This is a genomic window from Mycobacterium sp. D16R24 (assembly GCF_002013385.1).
GTDB lineage: Bacteria > Actinomycetota > Actinomycetes > Mycobacteriales > Mycobacteriaceae > Mycobacterium.
This window is the reverse complement of record NZ_MAEV01000042.1, coordinates 1-21,367: the sequence shown is the minus strand read 5'-3', so window position 1 is coordinate 21,367 and position 21,367 is coordinate 1. Positions and strand designations below refer to the sequence as shown.

At 64.4% G+C, this 21,367-nt stretch carries 16 protein-coding genes; 10 read left to right on the top strand and 6 right to left on the bottom strand.

Going from position 1 to position 21,367, the window contains the following annotated elements:
* Both B4383_RS26940 and B4383_RS24940 read right to left on the bottom strand, forming a co-directional pair.
* On the bottom strand, positions 1–537 hold a 537-nt coding region (locus B4383_RS26940), incomplete at its 3' end, for a hypothetical protein (RefSeq protein WP_217697797.1).
* 719 nt (positions 538–1,256) lie between these two features.
* Positions 1,257–2,810 (bottom strand): GMC family oxidoreductase N-terminal domain-containing protein, encoded by a 1,554-nt coding sequence (locus tag B4383_RS24940; RefSeq protein ID WP_006368929.1) that lies wholly within the window; start codon positions 2,808–2,810, stop codon positions 1,257–1,259.
* Between the two features lie 168 nt (positions 2,811–2,978).
* Here B4383_RS24940 and B4383_RS24935 point away from each other — a divergent pair, with 168 nt between their 5' ends.
* Positions 2,979–4,496, top strand: coding sequence for an aldehyde dehydrogenase family protein (locus tag B4383_RS24935; protein ID WP_006368930.1), 1,518 nt, complete (start codon positions 2,979–2,981; stop codon positions 4,494–4,496).
* 147 nt (positions 4,497–4,643) lie between these two features.
* A complete protein-coding gene (locus tag B4383_RS24930; RefSeq protein WP_035727429.1) occupies positions 4,644–6,257 on the top strand; it encodes a helix-turn-helix domain-containing protein in 1,614 nt (537 codons plus the stop codon).
* Positions 6,258–6,351: 94 nt separating this feature from the next.
* Here B4383_RS24930 and B4383_RS24925 read toward each other — a convergent pair whose 3' ends face one another.
* Entirely contained in the window at positions 6,352–7,110 is a 759-nt protein-coding gene (locus B4383_RS24925; RefSeq protein ID WP_006368932.1) for an SDR family NAD(P)-dependent oxidoreductase, read from the bottom strand.
* 150 nt (positions 7,111–7,260) lie between these two features.
* Positions 7,261–7,869 carry a TetR family transcriptional regulator gene (locus tag B4383_RS24920; protein ID WP_006368933.1) on the bottom strand — a complete coding sequence of 203 codons (609 nt, stop codon included), beginning with the start codon at positions 7,867–7,869 and terminating at the stop codon, positions 7,261–7,263.
* A gap of 93 nt (positions 7,870–7,962) precedes the next feature.
* Here B4383_RS24920 and B4383_RS24915 point away from each other — a divergent pair, with 93 nt between their 5' ends.
* From B4383_RS24915 to B4383_RS24885, 7 genes are all read left to right on the top strand, one after another.
* Entirely contained in the window at positions 7,963–8,808 is an 846-nt protein-coding gene (locus B4383_RS24915) for a CoA transferase (protein ID WP_006368934.1), read from the top strand.
* Positions 8,809–8,813: 5 nt separating this feature from the next.
* Positions 8,814–9,995: a thiolase family protein gene (locus B4383_RS24910; RefSeq protein ID WP_006368935.1), complete on the top strand. Its 1,182-nt coding sequence runs from the start codon at positions 8,814–8,816 to the stop codon at positions 9,993–9,995.
* 13 nt (positions 9,996–10,008) lie between these two features.
* Entirely contained in the window at positions 10,009–11,676 is a 1,668-nt protein-coding gene (locus B4383_RS24905) for a long-chain-fatty-acid--CoA ligase (RefSeq protein WP_006368936.1), read from the top strand.
* The gene (locus B4383_RS24900; RefSeq protein WP_035727432.1) at positions 11,673–12,470 is read left to right on the top strand and encodes an enoyl-CoA hydratase-related protein; all 798 of its coding nucleotides are present in this window, start codon (positions 11,673–11,675) and stop codon (positions 12,468–12,470) included. Before B4383_RS24905 ends, B4383_RS24900 begins: the two co-directional genes overlap by 4 nt.
* A 6-nt stretch (positions 12,471–12,476) precedes the next feature.
* On the top strand, positions 12,477–14,363 hold the full coding sequence (locus tag B4383_RS24895; protein WP_006368938.1) for a CocE/NonD family hydrolase: 1,887 nt from the start codon (positions 12,477–12,479) through the stop codon (positions 14,361–14,363).
* Between the two features lie 5 nt (positions 14,364–14,368).
* Positions 14,369–15,529: an acyl-CoA dehydrogenase family protein gene (locus B4383_RS24890; protein WP_006368939.1), complete on the top strand. Its 1,161-nt coding sequence runs from the start codon at positions 14,369–14,371 to the stop codon at positions 15,527–15,529.
* 357 nt (positions 15,530–15,886) lie between these two features.
* Positions 15,887–17,047: a helix-turn-helix domain-containing protein gene (locus B4383_RS24885; RefSeq protein WP_158645186.1), complete on the top strand. Its 1,161-nt coding sequence runs from the start codon at positions 15,887–15,889 to the stop codon at positions 17,045–17,047.
* Between the two features lie 138 nt (positions 17,048–17,185).
* On the opposite strand, the gene B4383_RS24880 is transcribed toward B4383_RS24885, so the two are convergent.
* Both B4383_RS24880 and B4383_RS24875 read right to left on the bottom strand, forming a co-directional pair.
* Complete coding sequence (locus B4383_RS24880; protein ID WP_006368941.1) at positions 17,186–18,340, bottom strand: LLM class flavin-dependent oxidoreductase; 1,155 nt, start codon at positions 18,338–18,340, stop codon at positions 17,186–17,188.
* Between the two features lie 14 nt (positions 18,341–18,354).
* Positions 18,355–19,380, bottom strand: a complete 1,026-nt coding sequence (locus tag B4383_RS24875) for a 3,4-dihydroxy-2-butanone-4-phosphate synthase (protein WP_050955240.1) — start codon at positions 19,378–19,380, stop codon at positions 18,355–18,357.
* A 251-nt stretch (positions 19,381–19,631) separates the two neighbouring features.
* On the opposite strand from B4383_RS24875, the gene B4383_RS24870 reads away from it, so the two are divergent.
* Complete coding sequence (locus tag B4383_RS24870; protein WP_006368944.1) at positions 19,632–20,744, top strand: hypothetical protein; 1,113 nt, start codon at positions 19,632–19,634, stop codon at positions 20,742–20,744.
* The last annotated feature ends 623 nt before the right edge of the window (positions 20,745–21,367 follow it).

Genomic DNA, 21,367 nt, shown 5'->3' with positions numbered 1-21,367 from the left:
AACGCCGGGAATGGAGAGCGGGTGCCTTGCACGGACCTCCTTGCTGCCTAACGCCAGCCAGTGGTTAACGATACGTTCGAGCGTGTGAGCCCGCCGGCGCCCGTCGGGGTCCGTCCCTCCGCTGCCTGCCTGGCGCCGCCGGCCACCGGGACCCGGCCGCTGCGAAACGACGGTGCCCGCGGGCCGTTGGCCTTGGCTGTGTTCATCGTCGACATGACCAAGTAGGACGAGCTCGGTCGGTACGACGGCCGTCCCGGGTCCGCCGTGATCGTCAACTGCGTCGACCTCACGTGGCCGTCTCGAGCAGTCGCCGCTGTGTCCGGGATCCTTGCCCGCACGAAACGACGGCGAAAGCTTGGTCGAGCCGAGTGCCGTCGGGTGCACCTTGGTCCCGCATTCCGTGCATCGAAAGGCTGTCGTCGCGATGAGCTCGGTTGTCCAGGAGCTTTCAAGCTCTGCGACGGTGACCGCGAGCGCCTCTGTGCCCACGGTGTAACACGCTTCGGATGAGGCAGACAGGCTGTTGCGTCGATGCACGCGCTGCATCCTTCCTGGTTCCGTGTGGCGTGTGCCGTCAGGATAGGCGCTCAAACACCTCCGTAGCGGACCGATCGACGAAGGTTTCCGCTCGAATTCGGGACACCGACAAGAGCGTGACTTCGGTGCGTAGGCCGGTGCTAGTCGTCGTGATTCTGATTGTCCCCGAAATGCGCGGCCCATAAGGTCCACCTCTCGCCACTCGGCTGTACTTCGCCTCGCTGGGCACGATGCGTTGCGCGGCATTGCGCCATCCACGCTTCGACCCACGCCGGTAGCGGGTTACGCCGTCGAAGAACTCATCATCCGCCACGGTCAGAAGACGCGTCGGTATGGCGAGACGGTTTGGTTCTGTTCGTCGGACGGCCGATCGAGAAGCCAGTCGAATTCATCGAGGCCCATCCCCCAACGATAGACCAGGGCGAACACCGGGATGAGCGCATTCGCCGGCGGTGGTCACTCGCGGCGCGCGATCTCCGTGGCGCTCCAATCCTGAAGGTCCGCTCAAGAGAATGTTACGGGCATGACAGTCGCCCACGCGCGAGCTCCAGACAATCGCTGGTGGGCACGACGGTCACGCGAGGACTGCCACAAAGCAAGAACCTCGTGGTGCTCGTCGCGTTTCTGACGACTGCACCACGAGGTTCTTACGTGCGACGGATCACTGCTTCGTTCGCAACGGCCGAATCCAGGACTTCCGACCTACCGCCGGAGCGTGACTATCGGGCTGCAGCAACCGACTCCGCGGCCTTCTTCGACCGGATGATGAAGTCGGCGCAGCGCTCGCCAACCACCACTGCGGGCATGTTGGTGTTCGCACGCGGAATGACCGGAAACACCGACGCATCGGCAACTCGCAGACCGGCCACGCCGCGTACCCGCAGCTGTGAGTCGAGCGCACCGTCGGTACCCATCCGTACCGTGCACGAAGGATGGTACGTGTGCTCGACGTTGGCACGGATCCACGCCTCGAGGTCGTCATCGGAGTCGATCTGCAGACCAGGGGAAAGCTCGACGCCGGCATGGCTGGCAAGGGGTCCGCTACTGACGATTTCTCTACTGAGCCGGATTGCCCTGATCATTGCGGCAATCTCAGCCCGATCCGACAGAAGGTTGAGGTGCACTTGTGCGCGCCGTTGGGGGTCAGCCGACGCGATCAGTACGGTTCCGACGCTGGTCGGAGTCCAATAGGACTGCCCCAGAGTGAATGCCGGCTTGTCGTGGACTTGGGCGCCATGCTCACGGAAGTAGGACGGCACGAACACGATCTGGAAGTCAGGTGCCGGAAGGCCTGGTTCTGTTCGTACGTGTGCCGTGGCCTCGGCCACGTTACTTGTGAGTTTCCCCTTCCCCTCCTCGGCCCACATCGCCACGTAGGACGGATCGTCTGCATCGAACAGGCCGACTTGATCGCCTTCGATCTCCCAATTCATCAGCGTCATAGGGTGATCCATGAGATTTGCACCTACCGCCGGAAGGTCCGCGACAGGAGTGATCCCGAGAGCGCTCAGGTGGTCTGCGGGACCGATACCGGATCGTTGCAGGATCTCGGGTGTGCCGAACACACCTGCGCTCACGATGACTTCGCGCGATGCGCGACTCTCGACGGGCTGTCCATCGATCAGGTAGCGCACGCCTGTGGCGACTCCGTCCTCGACGATGACCTTGTCAATGAGCGCCCCCGTGACGATCTGGAGCAGCGAGTTGTTGCTCAGGGGGCCGAGATATGCGGTTGCGGCGTCGTAGCGGTGCCCGTCACGCGTCGTGGTCTTGGAGAGGCTCACGCCGTCGAGATTGGGCCCGAAATGCGTCGGGTTCTCTTGGATGCCCGCCGCGACTGCCGATTCGACGAACGCCTCGCTCAGAGGATCGGGAGAGGGCAACTCGCGCCATCCGAGAGGTGACTTGTCGAAGAAGGGCTCGACATCGGACCACGCCCACCCCTCGACGCCGTACTGCGCCCAATTGTCGTAGTCCTCGCTGCAACCACGAAGGTGCACCATGCAGTTCATCGAGCTGCAGCCGCCCATGGTCTTCGCTCGCGGCTGGTAGATGGTTCGTCCGTCGAGCGTAGGTTCCGGCTCGGTGCGGTAGTCCCAGTCACGATCGCTGTGGAACAGCTGGGCGAACGCTGCCGGGATCTGAACCTCGGGGGTGTCATTGGCCGGGCCAGCCTCAAGTAGCAGGACACTGGCACCGCCTTCGACCAGCCGCGCCGCCACGGCGCAACCGCCTGAACCTGCTCCAGCGACGATGTATTCATAGGTTTCCATAGTTACTCCTTTGGCTCGACACGGAACCGGCCTTGCCGGTCCTGAGTTCGGTCGGCCTGACGTTAGGAGCAGCCGAAGCTCTGAAAGTGTTCAGAAACTGAACACATCGCACGGTCGATGCGCTCTTACCGTGACTCCTGATCGTCTTCCGACCGCTTGGAGGTTTTTGTGAGCAACACGCCGCACTACGACATGTTCATCAACGGGCAATGGATCGAAGCGTCCGAACAGTACGAAGTCCGCTCCCCTGCAACGGGAAATGTCACCGCGACGGTGGCGTTTGGCGAGGTCCGACACGCCGACGCCGCGGTCGCTGCCGCCAAGGCGGCCCATGAGGAGGGCACGTGGCGCCGGATGACTCCTGAGCAACGTGGCGATGTTCTCGACCGTATGGCGGACAGCATGGAGGCGAAGGCGTCTGAACTGGCGAGGCTCGCCACCGGAGAGAACGGGGTGACCGTCCGTATCGCGAACGCATTCCACATTGGACTCGGCACAGCCAACCTCCGGTTCTTCGCAAACCTGGCCCGAGCATTCCAGCCTGAAGAGCCCAATCCACTCGTTCCCGAGACCGAAGACGTGCGTGCCGTCCTTCGGCGAGAACCGATCGGGGTCTGCGCAGGAATTGTGCCGTTCAACTTTCCGCTGGTTCTCGCGGGGTGGAAGGTTGGCCCCGCACTCGCGGCAGGCAATACGTTTGTCCTGAAGTGCGATGAGAACACCCCCCTCACTCTGCTCGAACTGGCGAAATCCGCTGAAGACGCCGGCCTTCCGCCCGGGGTCCTCAACGTCATCACAGGGCCGGGCGAGACAGTCGGAGCCCATCTGAGTAGCCATCCTGATGTACGGAAGATCGCGTTCACGGGCTCGACAGCCGTCGGGAAGTTGGTCCACAAGGCCGCCTCGGACAACCTGAAACGAGTCACGCTTGAGCTTGGCGGTAAGGGGCCGAACGTGATTCTCGACGACGCAAACCTGGACATGGCGATCGACGGTTCGCTCTACGCCTTCCTGATGTTCGCAGGCCAGGTCTGCGAATCTGGCACCAGGCTTCTCGTGCCGGCCGAACGTCACGACGAGATCGTTGAGCGACTCGTGTCCCGCGCAAAAGACATCCGGATCGGCGATCCGAACGATCCGGCCAGCGATATGGGGCCCGTCGCCTCACTGGACCAATTGAAGCGGGTCACCGACTACATCGAAATCGGACTGCGGGAAGGCGCAAACCTCGCGTATCAAGGCACCGTGCCGGGCGGCCCCGATTTCGCCAACGGCGCCTGGGTCGCTCCCACCATCCTCACTGGCGTCAACAATCGAATGCGGATCGCCCGCGAAGAGGTCTTCGGTCCCGTCCTCGTGGTAATTCCCTACAACACCGTCGAGGAAGCCATCGAAATCGCCAACGATTCGGACTACGGCCTCGCCGCCGGCGTCTGGGGTTCGCCCGAACGCGCGTTGGACGTGGCGAACCAGCTTGAGGCCGGCACCGTGTGGGTCAACGACTGGCACGCGGGCTTCCCGCTAAACCCGTTTGGCGGATACAAGCAGAGTGGCATCGGACGCGAGGTCGGCCCGAACGCCCTCGCTGAGTACACACAGGTGAAGACAGTCCACCAGGCCAAGGACAACGACTGGACGAAGCGAGGCTTCGGCCTCGTTTTGCCGCCGCCAGCACTCCTGGGCTGAGCGCACCTGCTGTTCGATCGATTCCTCTGGCCCACGTCCTGCGCTGCCGCCGGTCGTGGGCCAGAGCGGCGCCCCCGCATCATCCAGTTTCGCGGCCCGATTCGCGAATTGACCTTCCGAACTCGAAGACACGCCTATGCTTGTGTGATGAGCGTCTCCTCACCGGAACGCCCGGAGATCGCTATGTCCTGGCACCGTTCGATACTCAGTGGCGTCGCAACCGCGGGCCCTCGACTCGCCAACCCGGACATCGACATTGACCCCACCAGCCGGCTGCTCCGGGCCGCGGTTCCTGTGCTCGACCAGCTTGCAGAAAGACTGATTGACACCCGATACAACCTAATTTTGGCCGACCGTCAGGGACGCATCGTGTATCGCTGGTTTGCCGATCGCAGACTTGAGGCCGTCCTCGACGATCTGGGTATCCGCCCGGGCGCGACTGGCGCCGAGGAGGTGATCGGCACGAACGCTATAGGCACAACGCTCGAGATCCGCCGCGGAATCGCGATCAACGGCGAGGAACACTACATCGAACCATTCAAGCCCTACTCGTGCTACGGACACCCGATCATCAGCCCGGTATCCCGCCGCATAGAGGGCGTCCTCGATATCAGCTGCACGACAGGCGATGCCAACCCGCTCCTGGCCCCTTTTCTCGTGCGAGCCGTCGAGGACATCCAACTACGCCTCGTCGATCTGGCCGGCACCTCAGAGCGACTGTTGATGCGAGCTTTTCAAGCCGAGTCCACTCTTCGCAATCGGGCCCTGGCCGCATTCGGTGACGATGTCGTTCTGACGAACAAGGCTGCGGTCGATCTGCTTTCGCCCGGCGACTACGCATCGATGAGATTGCTTGCCGCAGAGCTCGACTGTAGCTCGGACCGGCACACCAGAGTGCGCCTGAGCTCCGGCCTCGAGGTGGATGTTCACCTCACCCGAATCGACGGCACTACAGACGGCACACTCTTCCGGTTCAATCGCACCGAGACGCCACCCCAGTCGGTGACCTCACAAGCCCACGCCACGGATAGCGCGGCCATTCAGATGGGGCCTGTACTGATCCATGGCACCGCAGGAACAGGCCGCACCACGGAAGCTCGCAGACTGCGGCCGGGTGCGCTCTTCCTCGATTCAGCGGACGCGGTGACGTTCGGTGAACGCGCCTGGGCCAGCCGCCTGCAGGAGATCCTCGCAAGCGACGCGACTGTGGGTCTGGAGAACATCGACCTTCTCCCCTGCTCACTGATTCCGCTAGTCGTCGACGTGGTCTCTGCGGGCCACGCGATCGTCCTGACCTCATGTCCTGTGCGAGACCTGCAGGGGCCACACCTGGCACTCGCATCGATGGTCGTCGAGCAACGAGAGCTCATCGACCTGCAGGATCGCACGGGCGAAATCGAATCGCTGGCAATGCATTTGGTAAAGGACATCGAGCCGCAGGCCGACATCCGCCTGCTCCCGAGCGTGATCGAAGCACTCGCAACGAGAGCTTGGCCCGGAAATTTGCACGAACTGCGCGCAGTGATGGTTGACGTACTGAAACGACGAAACAGCGGCGACGTAACCGTGCGAGATCTCCCCCAGGCCTACCGGACAACTACTCGAACTCGGAACCTGGCAGGACGCGAACGAGCGGAGCGGATCGCGATCATCGAAGCGCTTAAGGTCCACGACGGCAACAAGGCACGCGCAGCGAAGGATCTCGGGATCAGCCGCACGACGCTTTACGCCCGTATGCGAGCGCTCAAGATCGGAATCTAGGTACAAGCGGTACTGATGGACATGACGGTGACGTCGCCCCGCTCCTCGTCCTGTCGGACGCGGTCGGGGCGACGCCGGCGGAGGAACTGCAGATCTAGCGCGGCGCCATCCGCAGCGCGCCATCCATGCGGATCGTCTCGCCGTTGATGTAGTCGTGCTCGGCGAGGAAGTAGGCCAGCTGCGCGTACTCGCTCGGCTCGCCCAGGCGCGACGGGAACGGGATGCCCGCCTCGAGGGTCTTCTTGAACTCCGGGGTCACGCCGGCCAGCATCGGGGTGTTGATGGTGCCGGGGGCGATGGTGTTCACGCGGATGCCGAACTGCGCCAGGTCGCGCGCGGCGGTGATGGTCATGGCGTGCACGCCGCCCTTGGACGCGGTGTAGGCGATCTGGCCGATCTGACCCTCGAACGCCGCGACCGACGCGGTGTTGACGATGAGGCCGCGGGAGCCCTGCTCGTCGACGGCCTCCTGCTTGCTCATCTGGTCGGCCGCCAGGCGCATCACGTTGAACGTGCCGACCAGGTTGATGTTGATGACCGTCTGGAACAGGTCCAGCGCGTGCGGGCCGTTCTTCGACAGGATGCGGCCCGCCCAGCCGACGCCGGCGCAGTTGACGGCCACGCGCAGCGGGCCCGCCTTGACGGCCTCGGCGATCGCGGCGAGGACCTCGTCCTCCTTGGTCACGTCGGTCGCGACGAGGTGCACGTTCTCGACCGGGGCGGCCTTGTCGATCGACGGCTGCAGGTCGAGGCCGAAGACGGTGGCGCCGGCATCGGCGAAGCGCTTCGCGGTGGCGGCGCCGAGGCCGGATGCGCCACCGGTGACGATGACGGAGGAGCCGGAGACGTCCATGGCTGATTCCCTTCTGTAGTGGAGCACTCGCCGAAAATGCGAGTGCGGCGCACCTCACCAGTGAGGTACGAGTTCAATGCCCCGGGACCATCGAGCGATTCCGGGGAAGCAGGTTCGACGAGCAGTCGGGCGAGGCCAGGCTCGCCCAGGTCACGAACCTAGATGGACAGCAGCCTCAACTGTCAATGCCGGTTGGTCCGCGGATAGGTGTTCTGCATCCGCAAGTTGTGTCCACATCGCGTCGACCATGGGCTGCAGGAAGATTCGCCCCAGTTGGCGGACCATGAGTTTGACGGTCTGTTCCGCGACGGGCTGGCCTGTGGAGGCCACTCCCGCGTCACGCAGGGCGATCACCTGCTGTCTACTCAGGTCGGTCAGCCGCGCTAACAGCCCATCCGGTGGTGCCGACGGATCGAGTAATACGCGCCGCATGTAGTTGACCACAGATGGATGTGACTGCAACATCCGGCTGACGGCGAGATCACGGGCGGCAGCGACCTGTGCAGCCGATCCACCGTCGGGGGCAGCATCAGCGATCGCCAACGCGTGGTAGTCAACGATGAGCTGGTCAACCGCCTGGCGCAGCCCCTCCTTCGTCTTGAAGTGATGCTGAACGAGGCCGACGGCGACACCCGCTTCTGCGGCGACGGCGCGCATCGACACTTTGTCCTCACCAGATGCCGCGTAGAGGTCAAGCGCAGCGTTCCGGATCCTCGCCCGAGCCGTGAGGTCGCCGCCTGTAACGAAGGGTTCACCCATCACAAGCCTCCTTGGACCGCGAGTATACAAACCGTGCTTGACCCATACATATGTACTAGCTACTATACGAGCGTATAGCAAGAGGAGTGATTCATGACACAAGAACTGTCCGGTATTCGTGTAGTGACCCTCGCGGTCAATGTCCCCGGTCCGGTTGCAGCAGCGCGGCTGTGCGCGCTTGGTGCTCAAGTTCATAAGATCGAGGGGCCGGCGGGCGATACGCTGCGGACTGTCACGCCCTCCTGGTACGACGCCCTGGCACAGGGACAGACGGTCCTTACAGTCGACCTCAAGACCGATGCTGGCCGTGCGGTGTTCGAAACGGAACTGGACGCGGCTGACGTACTGATCACCGCGATGCGACCGTCTGCGCTTCACAAGCTCGGGATCGATGCGGCGGTCGCCGCGCGTCCCGCGCTCTCCCACGTCGAGATCGTCGGGTACGACGGAGAGCGCGCCGACGAAGCCGGGCACGACCTGACCTATCAGGCGGCGTACGGCATGGTGGTTCCCGGCGTCATGCCGACGGTGCCGGTCGTGGATCTGCTGGGCGCCGAACGCGCTGTCGCAGAGGTGCTGCTCGCGCTTCGCGAGCGCGACCGGACCGGGGCGGGCGCTGTCCGTCGCGTCGTCCTCGATGACGCGGCCGCCGATGCGGGCGCGGCCGTACGGCACGGGCTGCTCGGCGACGGGGCACCCCTGGGCGGTGCGGACCCCGCGTACGGCGTGTACCGCGCGGCCGACGGTCACGTGGCCGTCGCTGCGATCGAGCCGCACTTCCGCGCCAGGCTCGTGACCGCGCTCGGCGCCGAGGACCACGCCGGTATCGCGGCGGCGTTCGAGCGGCGCAGCGTCGACGAGTGGCTCGAGCTGGCAGCTCGGATCGATGTACCCATCACGGAGGTGCGCGGCGCGCGCACCGCACAAAGGAGCAGGTAACTTCCATGGCAGCGAACAACGAAGCAGTGATCGTCGGCGCGGTACGCACGCCCGTCGGTCGACGCAACGGCATCCTCAGCGGTTGGCACCCCGTCGACCTGCTCGGAGCCACCATCGCCGAACTGGTCCAGCGAGCGGCGATCGACCCGGCCTTAATCGAGGACGTCATCGCGGGATGCGTGCTCCAATTCGAACAGCAGACGGGGAACCTCGGACGGCACGCGGTCCTCGCCGCAGGCCTCCCCGAGACGGTTCCGGCGGTGACAGTCGACCGGCAGTGCGGCTCGGGCCAGCAGGCCGTCAGCTTCGCGGCGCAGGCCGTGATGGCCGGCACGCACGATCTGGTCATCGCGTGCGGCGTCGAGTCGATGTCCCAGGTCCCCATGCCACCGTCGATGACCCCGGGCGCGCCCCTCGGACCGCAGTACAGTCCGCGTGAGCTGGCGCGGTACGACGGCGGTCTCATGGCACAGGGCCTCTCGTCCGAACTGATGAACAAGCAGTTCGGATTCACCCGCGCCGAACTCGACGAGTTCGGGATCCGCAGCCACGAGCGGGCGGCCACAGCCACCGCCGCAGGCCGATTCCGAGAGCAGCTGGTCCCGATCCACGCAGATCCGGCCGACGACACGTCGCCGCTCGTCGACCGCGACGAAGGGATCCGCGCGGAGCAGGACCCCGCCAAGGTGGCCGCGCTGCGCACCGTCTTCGCCGAGGACGGGATGACGACTGCGGGGAATTCATCGCAGCTCAGCGACGGCGCCGCCGCTCTCCTGATCGCGAGCCGCGAGTTCGCCGAGGAACACGGCCTGCGGCCCCGCGCCCGATTCCGCGCGCTCGCCGTCGCGGCGGACGATCCGATCGTCCAGTTCACCGCGATCCTGCGGGCCAGCCACACAGCGCTGCGCCGATCCGGACTGGAGGCGAGCGACATCGACCTGTTCGAGGTCAACGAGGCCTTCGCCGGGGTACCACTGATGTTCCAGCGCGAGTTCGACGTCCCCGACGACAAGCTCAACGTCAACGGCGGATCCGTCGCCATCGGACACCCGCTCGGGTCCACCGGCGCGCGGATGCTGACCGATCTCCTCTGCGAGCTCGAGCGCCGCGGAGACCGCTTCGGACTTCAGACGGTGTGCGAGGCCACCGGAACCGCGAACGCCACCATCATCGAACGCATCGGCTAGAAGGGCATCCACCATGACCGACATTGTCAAGGGGCTGCCGTCCACGCACGGCGACAGCACCCAGCTCAACACGACCACCCTCATCCGGCACGCCGCCAGGACCTACCCGGAACAGGAGATCGTCTACCGCACGCCCGACGGCGGCTGGGACCGCTACACCTACGCCGACGCGTACCGTCGTATCCGCCGGGCCGCGAACGTGCTCGGCGGACTCGGCGTGGGCCCGGCCGACGTGGTCGGCATCCTGGACTGGAACAGCAAGCGCCACTTCGAATTGTACTGGGCCATCCCCGGCACGGCGGCGGCGATGCTGCAGATGAACCTGCGCCTCTCGCCGGCGGACCTCGGCTACGTCGCCACCCACAGCGGCGCCTCCGTCGTGCTGGTCGACGAGTCCCTGCTCCCGGTCGCCCGCGAACTCGCTCCACACGCACCCGGCATCACGACCTGGGTCGTGATGACCGACCGGCCCTCGTCCGAGGTGGATCCCGGCCTGCCGAACGCGGTCTTCTTCGAGGATCTCATGGCTGAGGCCTCCGACGAGATCGACTGGCCAGTGATCGACGAGACGTCCACGTACAGCGCTTGTTACACCACGGGAACCACCGGCCGGCCGAAGGGTGTGTACTACTCGCACCGGGGCATCTACCTGCACACCATGGCGCAGGTGGCCGCCATGGGGATGAACGCCGCGGACTCGGTCATGCTGATCACGCCGATGTTCCACGGCCAGAGCTGGGGACTGCCCCAGTCGGCGGTGTACGCGCAGGCGAAGGTCGTCCTCCCCGGCCGGTACACCGCCGAGGACACGGCAGTTCTCGTCGACGCGATGATCGCCGAGCAGGTGACCGTGGCGAACGGCGCACCCGCGATCTTTGGTCCCATGCTCGACTACATCAAGACCCTCGACGCGATGCCCGACCTCAGCCGTGCTCGGCTCCTCTGTGGGGCGACGGAGCCGCCATTGACCATGATGCGCGGATTCTTCGAGCTCACCGGCGCCGACATCATCCACGCCTACGGAGCAACGGAGACGACGCCGTTCGTGGCCGTCAACCGCGGCATCAAGCCGACCCTCACGGATCTCACCGATGATGAGCGCTGGGACCTCAAGCGCTGCCAGGGACTCCCCTGCGTCGGCGTGGACCTGAAGGTCATCGGCCCCTCGGGCGAGGAACTGCCGCACGACGGCGTCGCCGAGGGCGAGCTGCTCATCCGCGGCCCGTGGATCACCGAGCGCTACCACGACCTCGACGAGGTTCCCGGCGAGCGGTTCATCGACGGCTTCTGGCGGAGCGGCGACGTCGCGACCATCCATCCGAACGGCTACGTTAAGGTCGTCGACCGGCTCAAGGACGTGGTCAAGAGCGGCGGCGAATGGATCTCGTCGATCGACATGGAGAACGCGATCGTGGCACACCCGCGGGTGCGGGAGGCGGCCGTCATCGGCGTCGCGCACCCGAAGTGGCAGGAACGCCCCGTCGTGCTGCTCGCCACGATCGACGGCGAAGATGTGCCCCTCGCGGAGATCCACGAGCTGCTCGCCGGGCGGTTCGCGAAGTGGCAGCTGCCCGACGTCGTGATTCGCGTCGACGCTCTGCCGCGCACCAGCGTCGGCAAACTCGACAAGAAGGTCATGCGGGTCGACCACGCCGACGTGTACACAGGGGTCACCGAATGACGTCAGCGTCTACCGGAGAGCCAGTGGTGATCCGCGAGCACGTCGGCGCGGTCGCCGTGCTGAGCCTGAATCGCCCGAAGGCCTACAACGCGCTCAACCGAGAAGTTTTCGATGCGCTCGGCGCGCACCTGGCAACGTGCAAGGACGACGATGCCGTGCGTGCAGTGATCATCACCGGATCGTCGAAGGCGTTCTGCGCGGGCGCTGACATCAACGCATTCGACGCATTGCGCGCCGAATCGATCCTGGGGTCGTTCGACGCTGGCGGCGGGCCGACCTGGGAGGTGCTTAACGCGTGTCGCAAGCCGGTGATCGCCGCAGTCGAAGGCGTAGCCTTCGGCGGTGGTTGCGAGCTAGCGCTGGCCTGCGACACGGTCATCGCCGGAGCGGGCGCTCGGTTCGCCGTGCCGGAGGTGAAGCTCGGAGTGATCCCGGGTGCGGGCGGCACGCAACGCCTAATCCGGGCCGTTGGCAAGGCCAAAGCGATGGCCATGCTGCTCAGCGGCGATCCGCTGGATGCAGCGGCCGCCGAAGCCGCCGGTCTGGTGGCCGCGGTAGCACCCGCCGGCGAAGCGCTGACTGCCGCGCTGGCGCTCGCCGGCCGCATCGCGGCGAACTCTCCGCTCGCCGTCGCACTCGCGAAGGATGCGGCACGCGTGTCGATGGAGTCACCGCTCGCCCACGGCCTGGAGTACGAGCGGCGCAACTTCGCCGTCGCGCTGCGCTCGGACGACTGCCACGAAGGCCAGCGGGCCTTCGAAGAAAAGCGGACCCCCGAATTCCACGGAAAGTGATCTAACATGACGACTCAGCTAATCCGCGACGTGCAGATTCCGGTAGGCAATGATTGTGTTGTCGTGGCCGACCTGATCAAACCGAGTGGTGACGCACCGACTCCGGTGCTCGTCACCGTGATGCCCTATCGGCGCGATACGGCCGGTCACGTCACGCATGCGGACGCGATGACGTGGTTCGCCGAGCGCGGCTACGCCTCGGTCTTCATTGATCCTCGGGGCCTCGGCGGATCGTCGGGAACGATGCTGCCCCCGCTGGATCCCCAAGAGGGGCGCGACGCCGCCGCGGCGATCGAATGGATCGCCGACCAGCCGTGGTGCGATGGATCGATCGGCATGTGGGGGATGTCTTATGGCGGAATCATGACGCTGCGCACGGCCGCCCTGCGCCCGCGCGGGTTGAAGGCGATAGTGCCGATCTTCTTCACCGCGGACGGATCCGATGGCCTGGCCAACCCGAGCGGGGTACGCGGCGGTGTGATGGCCACCGGTCTATGGGGAACGAAAACCCTGCTCGATCAGGTTCTGCCACCCGTGCGCACCAACCCGACCAGTATCGAGATGGAGAGTTGGCGAGCTCGACTGGACGAGACGCCGAACATCATCGACTTCTGGCAGCACGGTCCCGACGATCCGGTCTGGGGGGAGCGCGCCATCGACGCCACTCTCGTGGACGTCCCGGCGCTGTGCTTCTCGGGCTGGCGCGACCTCTTCTGCTCCGGCAGCGTGCGCGCCTACGAAGCGATCCCGACACGGAAGCATCTCGTGGCGGGGCCGTGGATGCACGTCGAGCCCAGCGCCTCTCCGATTGCGCCTGCGGAGCATCGCGAGCTGATGCTCCGTTGGTGGGACCGTTGGCTCCGCGACAAAGCGGAACCGGAGTTCGACGCCGACGGTGCGACCGTGTTTGTGCAGGGAAGCGCGCAATCCTGGCGCGAGTACACGGCGTGGCCCCCGGCAGAAAGTCGAAGTGTCGTCTTTGACGCGGCCACCTCGAGCGAATTGATCCCCGCTCCCGACGATGGCGCCTCCGCGCCGCCACACTGGCCGGCGGTGTCGGTGAGCGACGCCGTCGCGGGCACACAGTCGGGGACGTGGTACATCCCCACGTTCGGTTACGGGCTGCCCTTGGATGAGCAGGAGGACGACCGGCGGGCCGTGGCCATCGATGGCGAGGAGCTCACCGAGGACACAGTCATCATCGGAGCGCCGACCGCCGACGTCGTGACAGGGGAGGGGACGACCAGCGATCGTATCGTCGTGCGCGTTGCCGACGTGGCCCCGGACGGTAGTTCGCATCTGATCACGACGGGCATCGCCCCCATTACCGGCGGCGCCGGTCAGTGGCGCGTCACGTTGGCGCCGACCGCGTACCAGGTGCCCGCCGGGCACCGGATTCGCATCGTCGTTTCCAGCAGCGACTTTCCCCACGTCCTGCCGGCCGTGCAAGCGGATGGCTCCAGCTCCGTTCTGGAGGTTCAGGGACTCCGCCAGCACTTGCTGACAATCGACCCCGGCGCCGGGGTGCCGACAACACTTCCGCCGCCCCCGACCGCCCTGCCGGACGGCATCATCAGTGCCGCGCCGGTGTGGAAGATCGGGCGCGACCTGATCCTCGACGGGGTTGAGATGCTCTCCGGCGCCGACGTCGCGGTGAGAACATTCGACGAAGCCCATGTCTATGAGTCGTCAACGCGTGATTTTGCCGAGGTCAATAATCTCGCGCCGAGTATGGCGCGACTGACCTTCGATCACGCGGCGACGGTGCGGTTGGCGAATGGCCGGACCATCGAAGGAAGCGTGCATTCTGAGTTTGTGGGCGGAAAGCTCACAGCACACGCAAAGGTTCGCGTCGGGGATGACCTCGTTGTCGATCGAATCTGGGAGGTATAGAAACGATGTCCGAACTGTTCCCCAACTATCGCGCCCCTTGGGAGTCCGATGACCAGGCAGCCCTTCGGGTGCATGCCGCCGCGTTCGTCGCCAAAGAAGTGACTCCGCACGAAGAGCGCTGGGCCCAGCAGCACCAGGTCGACCGTGACGTCTGGAACAAGGCCGGCGCGGCGGGTCTGCTCTGCCTCGATGTGCCCGAGGAATTCGGCGGTGCCGGTGGCAACTTCGGGCATGAGTCCGTCGTCCAGCAGGAGCTGGTCGGCGCCGGCGACAGTGCAATGGGCTTCGCCGTGCACTCGACCATCGTGGCGCACTACATCAATTCGTACGCCACCGCAGAGCAGAGGAAGCGGTGGCTGCCCAGATGCGCCACGGGCGAGGCGGTTCTCGCCATTGCGATGACCGAACCGGGGACAGGGTCTGACCTGCAGGCTGTTCGCACGACCGCCGTCCGACAGGGCGACGACTACCTGATCAACGGATCGAAGACCTTCATCTCGAACGCCACCCACTGCGACCTTCTCATCATTGTCGCCAAGACCGATCCCAGTCAGGGGGCAAAGGGAATTTCCCTTTTCGTCGCCGAGACCAAGGACCTGGACGGCTTTGAACGCGGCCGAATCCTAGATAAGATAGGACAGCACGGACAGGACACCAGAGAACTGGCATTCACCGATATGCGCGTCCCCGCGGCCAACCTCCTAGGAGGCGTCGAGGGCCAGGGCTTCTATCAGCTAATGAACCAGTTGCAGCGGGAGCGACTCATCATTGCAGTCGGCGCGATCGCAGCAGCCGAGACCGCGGTCGCCCGGACTATCGCGTATGCCAAAGAGCGCAAGGCTTTCGGCAAGCCACTGATGCAATTCCAGAACACCAGATTCGTCCTCTCCGAATGCAAGGCCGACGTCCTGGCCGGCAAGACACTCATCGACCATTGCATCGGCGAGCAGATCGCGGGCCGACTGGATCCCGCAACCGCCTCGATGGCGAAGCTGTGGGCGACCGAGAAGCAGAAGGAGGTCATCGATCGGTGCCTCCAACTGTTCGGCGGCTACGGCTACATCCTCGAGTATCCGATCGCCAGGATGTACGCCGACGCTCGGGTCCAGACGATCTATGGCGGAACCAGCGAGATCATGAAGGAGCTCATCGGAAGGTCGCTCTAGACGAGCAGCAAGAGCCGCAGCATGGAGAACCATCCTTGTGAGTTTCGCGAAGTCTCGTCGACCGAAGCGCTATGTCTGAGCCGCAACTACTTGTTCCCGGCTCACGAAGGGAGCAACCGCCATGATCTGCATCTTGGGTTCGGCCGGGCACTTCGGCCTGCGGCTCGGAGTACTTCGGGGACTTGGCGAGATGTACGAGCGCAGCGACATGAACGACCTCAGCGATCGCGTCTTGAAGACAACGGATAGCGAGCCTCGACCGACGATTTTCTCGACGCCAGACTCGTCGCGTGGCCGTCCTCCAACGGTCCGATGATGACAAGGATCCTCTGTAAGGAGCAACCAGGCGCTACCGCGGTGGCTGCGGAAACGTCATTCCGTGGAGTGGTCGCTTTGCTCGACGACCTCGTTTCAAGTGAGTCGTTCCTCCGCGGGAGCGCCCACCGCCTGCGTGCCGAGGTGCCTGCGTACCGGTCGGTGTCCGACGAGTCGATCACCGCCTGTGTCGAACGGATCCTGCGGTTCGCTGCCCCGGTCTTGATCCGGGGCAGCGAACCGCCAAGCGGCGAGATTGTCGGGGCCGATCACGCGACTCTCGAGAAGCTACTGCAAGGTGCGGACTTTCACGATGTCATGGCTGGATTCCGCTCCGTCATCACGGGGATCCAGCACTGGATCGCCGATCGTGCCCCCGCGCATGGCGTTGCGGTCGGCACGGTACTCGAGCTCTCACAACTGCTGTGGGGATTGAGTGACTCGTTCTCCAACCAGGCGACCGAAACGTACCGCCGCTATGTAACACTCGGACAGCCGAAGCTCGAACAACAACGTCGTAGGCGGTGGGTGACTGGCCTCCTCGCGGGCAGCCTTCCCGTGCACGATATTTGGCTTGGATGCGCCGAATTCCACATCGATCACGACGCACTCGTGCACGTAATCTGTGTCGCTGCCGTCCCGCAATACGCGTTAGAGGGCATCGCGACTCGGCTGATTGACGACTGCACGGCGAACGCCGGTGCCAGCGAATCGGTAACGATGCTAGTTCCCGGCGCGGGCGGCCTCATCGGATTCACCACGTCGCCACCCGGATCGTCACGAATGCCTGTCGCGGTTGGTCCGCCACGACCACTCAGTTCCCTCAACAGCTCGTACGTCATCGCGCGGGACATCCTCGCCGCCGTCGGCTCAACGGCTGGCGTACACAGCCTCGAATCGGTCAGCTGGCGGGTCGCGGTGCCGGCGCAATACGCCCTCAACGCGTTCCTCGACCGTCGATATCTAGTTCCCTTGCGCGAGCATGGCGCGTTCGGAGAGCTCATCATCGAGGCGCTTCAGGCCTGGCTCAATCACGACCGGAACGCTGCGCGAGCAGCGGCCAGCATCCCCGTCCACAGGAACACCCTCCGATACCGGCTGAGCCGGTTCGAGGAACTCACCGAGTGCTCACTCGACGAGACTGAGACGATCATTGAGCTCACGTGGGTACTTGCCGCCTCATCGGCCCTTCGAAGCGAATAACCGGCGGCGGCGCAGCCTTTTGGACGAGTCCGCGACTGCTCTTACCGCGTGAGAACCGTGCGCGAGAGGCCGATCATTCCGGACCCGTCAACGACCGCGCCCCCGAGTTTCCGCGCACGATGCCGTCCACCCGCTCGATCACCAGGAGTAGTTCCGCTCGCTGGGCGGGCTCCAGATCCCTTCTTCTCGCAAGTGATCGAGCACGGGCGCGAAGGCCCGAACCTCGGCTGGATTCCACAACGGGAAGTTGACGAGCACGTTCGATGTGGCGGTGTGCTGTTTGAGAGCGATCAGTTGCCTTGCCACCTGCTCGCTGGTGCCGAAAATCTTGAGTATCCCCTGACCACTGCCCCACGCCCGCGCAGCTGCCTCAGACCCTTGTTCCTCGAACAGCGCGCGAACAGAGTCGATTCCGCCCAGGATATCGGCGGCCAACTCCATCGTTGCGTCCTCGTTGAGCGACCTCGTGAGCCGTTCGTAGGTCTCCTCAGCCTCGCCCTCTTCCTCGCGAACAATGACTATGGCGAACGGAGTCGTACCTAGCGGAGCTGCACGCCCGACGCTCTCAAGTACGGATTCGACGCGATGTCCGGTCTCTCGCACCTTGTCTAGGCTGTTGCCGGCAACGACGAGTTGGTCGCAATGTCGAGCGGCAAAGGCCATACCAGCCGGTGACCCGCCAGCGCTCACGAGGAGTGGGTGTGGACGCTGGAGCGGGCGGGGCGCCTTGATTCGGCCGTCAACGCGGTAATAGTCGCCCTCGAAGTCCACAGCTTCCTCGTCCGCCCAGAGACGCTTGACAACCTCGACGAACTCGCCCGCCATGGCGTAGCGGCGGTCATGCTCAACCAGGTTCTCATCACCGAACAAGCGCGCCTCAGGGTCGCCGAACCCTGTCACGACGTTCCAACCCCAGCGGCCGCCACTAAAGGCGTCGAGTGTGGCGCCCATTCGCGCGGCGTGCGCGGGCTTATGGTGTGTGGTGTGCAGCGTCGTGATCACTCCGATGTGATCAGTCACCGCAAACAAGCCCATAGCGAGCAGCGGCGCATGGAACTTCGGCGACTGATGCCCTGCGCGTTCGGCGGCACGCTGATGTCCTGACCAACTATCAGCGATGAATAGCGCATCGAAGCCGGTCTCTTCCGCGCTCCGTGCCATGTCGAGAAACACCTGCTTCGATAGCGTCGGTGTCGTACGCGCAGCTTCGTCCGACCAGATGTGGTCCGTCTGACCCGTGGGGAAGAAGTAGGTGAGACTCAGTTCGTCCGGGTTCGTGTTCAGGGCTTTCAATTCAGTACCTTCGGTTAGGCGATCATCGCAGTGCGGGGCTCGAGGTCATGGGTGGGATAGTCAGGATCGATAAGGGGCAGCTGGGAGAGGAGTCGGCGAGCCGTCGAGATTGCTTCCCGCACAGCGTCGTCGGCACCAGCCGTCCGCGGAGCAACACAGCTGTTTGGCGCCAGCAGATGGCGTACCAGCACGACGGTGCCGTGCCCGACCTCGACGATGGCCGCCATGGCCCGATCGAGCCGGTCCGCGCAGTCGCAGCGCTCTGCCAGCAGTAGTTGCCCAAGGCATGCATGATGGATGTACGGGCAGCCCCCTGCAGAGGGCCCCGCTCCGAATGACAGCACCGTGTACTCGTCGGGTTGCCCGAGCAAGCTGTATGTGACGGCGTTGAAGTCGCCATGTCGCGTAGTTAGGGAGAACGCCGGCCCAACACTGATTTGCGTGCGTTCCGCCATGCATTCGGCGACGTCGCGGACATCGACGACGCTGAGCCCGTGGTGGCTCGCGAACCGTTGAGCTTCCGCAGCATCGGCGAGCTCATGCGGGTTGTCGGCGCTGACAAGGTGCCCTATCCCACATACTGGCGACAGCTGGGCGATTCCAGCAAGGTCCACCGCAGCGTGTGCATAGTCGGGGCGCGAACGAGATCCACCAGCTCCCGTGACGCGCGGCTGGACGTGACCCGGGCGCGTGAACGACGCCGCGGTCGACGCTGGATCCGCCAAACGCCTCATCGTCGTGGCGCGATCCCCGGCGGAGATGCCGGTGCCGATGCCCGAAGCAGCATCAACCGTCACGGTGTATCCAGTCCCGTTCTGCGCCGCGACGGCAACACCAGACATTGAACTCAGACCCAGACGGACGCACTCCGTGTTCGGCAGTGCCACCTCGAGATACCCCGAGGAATAGCGGACAAGGAAGGCGGCAGTGACCGCGGTGACGTAGCTCGCCGAACACACGAGAACTGCTTGGGGACAGTCGGCGGCTGCGTGGGCATCCGTGACGACGACGACTCGCCCCTCCGCGAGTTGCTGGGCCACGCGATCAGCCGTGCCGACGCTCTGAGTACTGATGATGTGCTCCCTCCATTCGGTGGCGTGATGCCGATCACAATACAGACAGTCCGCTCAACGGGATGCACAATCCACCAGACGGGCTGGCTTAGATTTCTGCAGGAGTTCATCCCGCGCACCGGGTTGCGAATCCCGCCTGTCGGGTTCTAGAGTGAGATCTGCGACACACTCGTGTCGGTAGCGATCAACTGTCATACGAACGGAAGGACCGAGGCGATATGTCCGAGGTGCACGCGAAATTTCTCGACCAGACGGGCGTTGCGGAGGCGACGACGGCCGTCTGGCCAGCACTGAAGGTGCCACGGGAGCAGATCGAAGCCGAGATCGCCCGTCTCGCGGGGCTTCCTACCCCTAGCGACGGTGTCCGACGTTCGCTGGTTGTTCACCCGAGCTCAAAGTTCCGGGGTCTCACACCAACGATCCGCGCGGCGATCGAAGTCGTCCTCCCCGGCGAGCGCACGCCGCACGTCACGCGAAGCAGCTCGTGTGTCGAGCTGTGCATCGGCGGCGCGGGGATCGCAGAGGTCGATGGAGTTCGATTCGACGTGTCGAAACACGACACCTGGACCGTACCCAATCTCACTGCCCGTCAATACGAGGCCAGCGGCAGTGAGCCTTTCGTGAGACTGGTGTTTAGCGACGAACCCTTGCTGGAGTATTTGGCAGCACACTACGTCAACGACGGCTACCGAGCGGCCGCGGACGGGGTAGAGCACGTTCGGGAATCTCTCGCCGACTACGCCTACCCGATGCCGTCTGGAGGCGGCGCTCTCAAGACCTATGCAGGCCTGATGGATCCCGAGGTGATTCGGCATCATCCCAAGTGCTGGAAATGGGACGAGGTCAAGGCCTACCTCGACGGTCTTGACAAGTCCGGCCCCGACTATCGCTCAGCGATCATCGCCCTGCTGTGGGACGAGTCAACCGGTCGAGTCAATGGAAGCACGAACACTCTGACCGCGTTCATCTCCGGCGGCTATGACCCCACCTGGGTCGAGGGCAAGTACCGCATGGCGCGCTCGCACCGGCACAGCATGGCGGCGATCAACTACGCTTTCGCCGGCGACTGGCAGACGGTGGTCGAGGGCCAAACGATCCGATGGGGCGCAGGAGATCTCGTTCTGACCGCACCGGCGTGGGCGCTGCACACCAACGGCTCCAGCTCGCAGCAGCCGTACACATTCGCAATGCAGGATGCCGCCCTCATGGCTTCAATGAACGCCTCGGTCGTGCAGGAGTACGTGGGACAGCAACCAATCCTCATTGGATCGCACGCCGGCTTCAACACAAGCATCGATACCGAGCACGCCGACGAGCTCATCGACGTCTGATCGGACTAATCTGACTCACCTCCAGTCAGACTCACGGTAGTGGTGAGCGGCGGCGACACCCGCGTCGCCGCCCCACCAACCGGAGTCTGTTTGGCCGTACGCATACACCTGGCGGCATCCCACCTTCTGGCCCGACGTGGACGAGCTCGGAACATTCAATGTCTGATGAGGGCTCGGTCGATAGCCAACCTGGCGACAGACTCAAGCGCCGCGGCTGGAGAACCTTCGTCGTAGAGCCCGCCAAGTACAAAGGCGCCAACTATGACCACGTGGAGTTGATCGGCCAGTGCGTTCGCCCCCTTGGGCTAGGCTCGTCAAGGTCCGCAGCCGCTTTCGAAGTTCCTCTTCGTGGCTTGAGCAGCGTTGTCGGATTTCCTGATAGGAATCGCTGTCGAACTCGGCAGCGGTGTTGACGAACGCGCATCCACGGTAACTGGCACTGGTTGCTAGATCTTGAATCCAAGCGACTTGCGCGAGGAGTTCCTCGACCGGGTCTGTATGATCGCCGGGCGATGCGATCCCAAGTGCTCCAGAAGTTTTCGTCTCGACGGTCGAGGACTGCGAGTGTCAGATCGGTCTTACTAGGAAACCACCGGTACAAACTGGCCTTAGACATGCCAGAC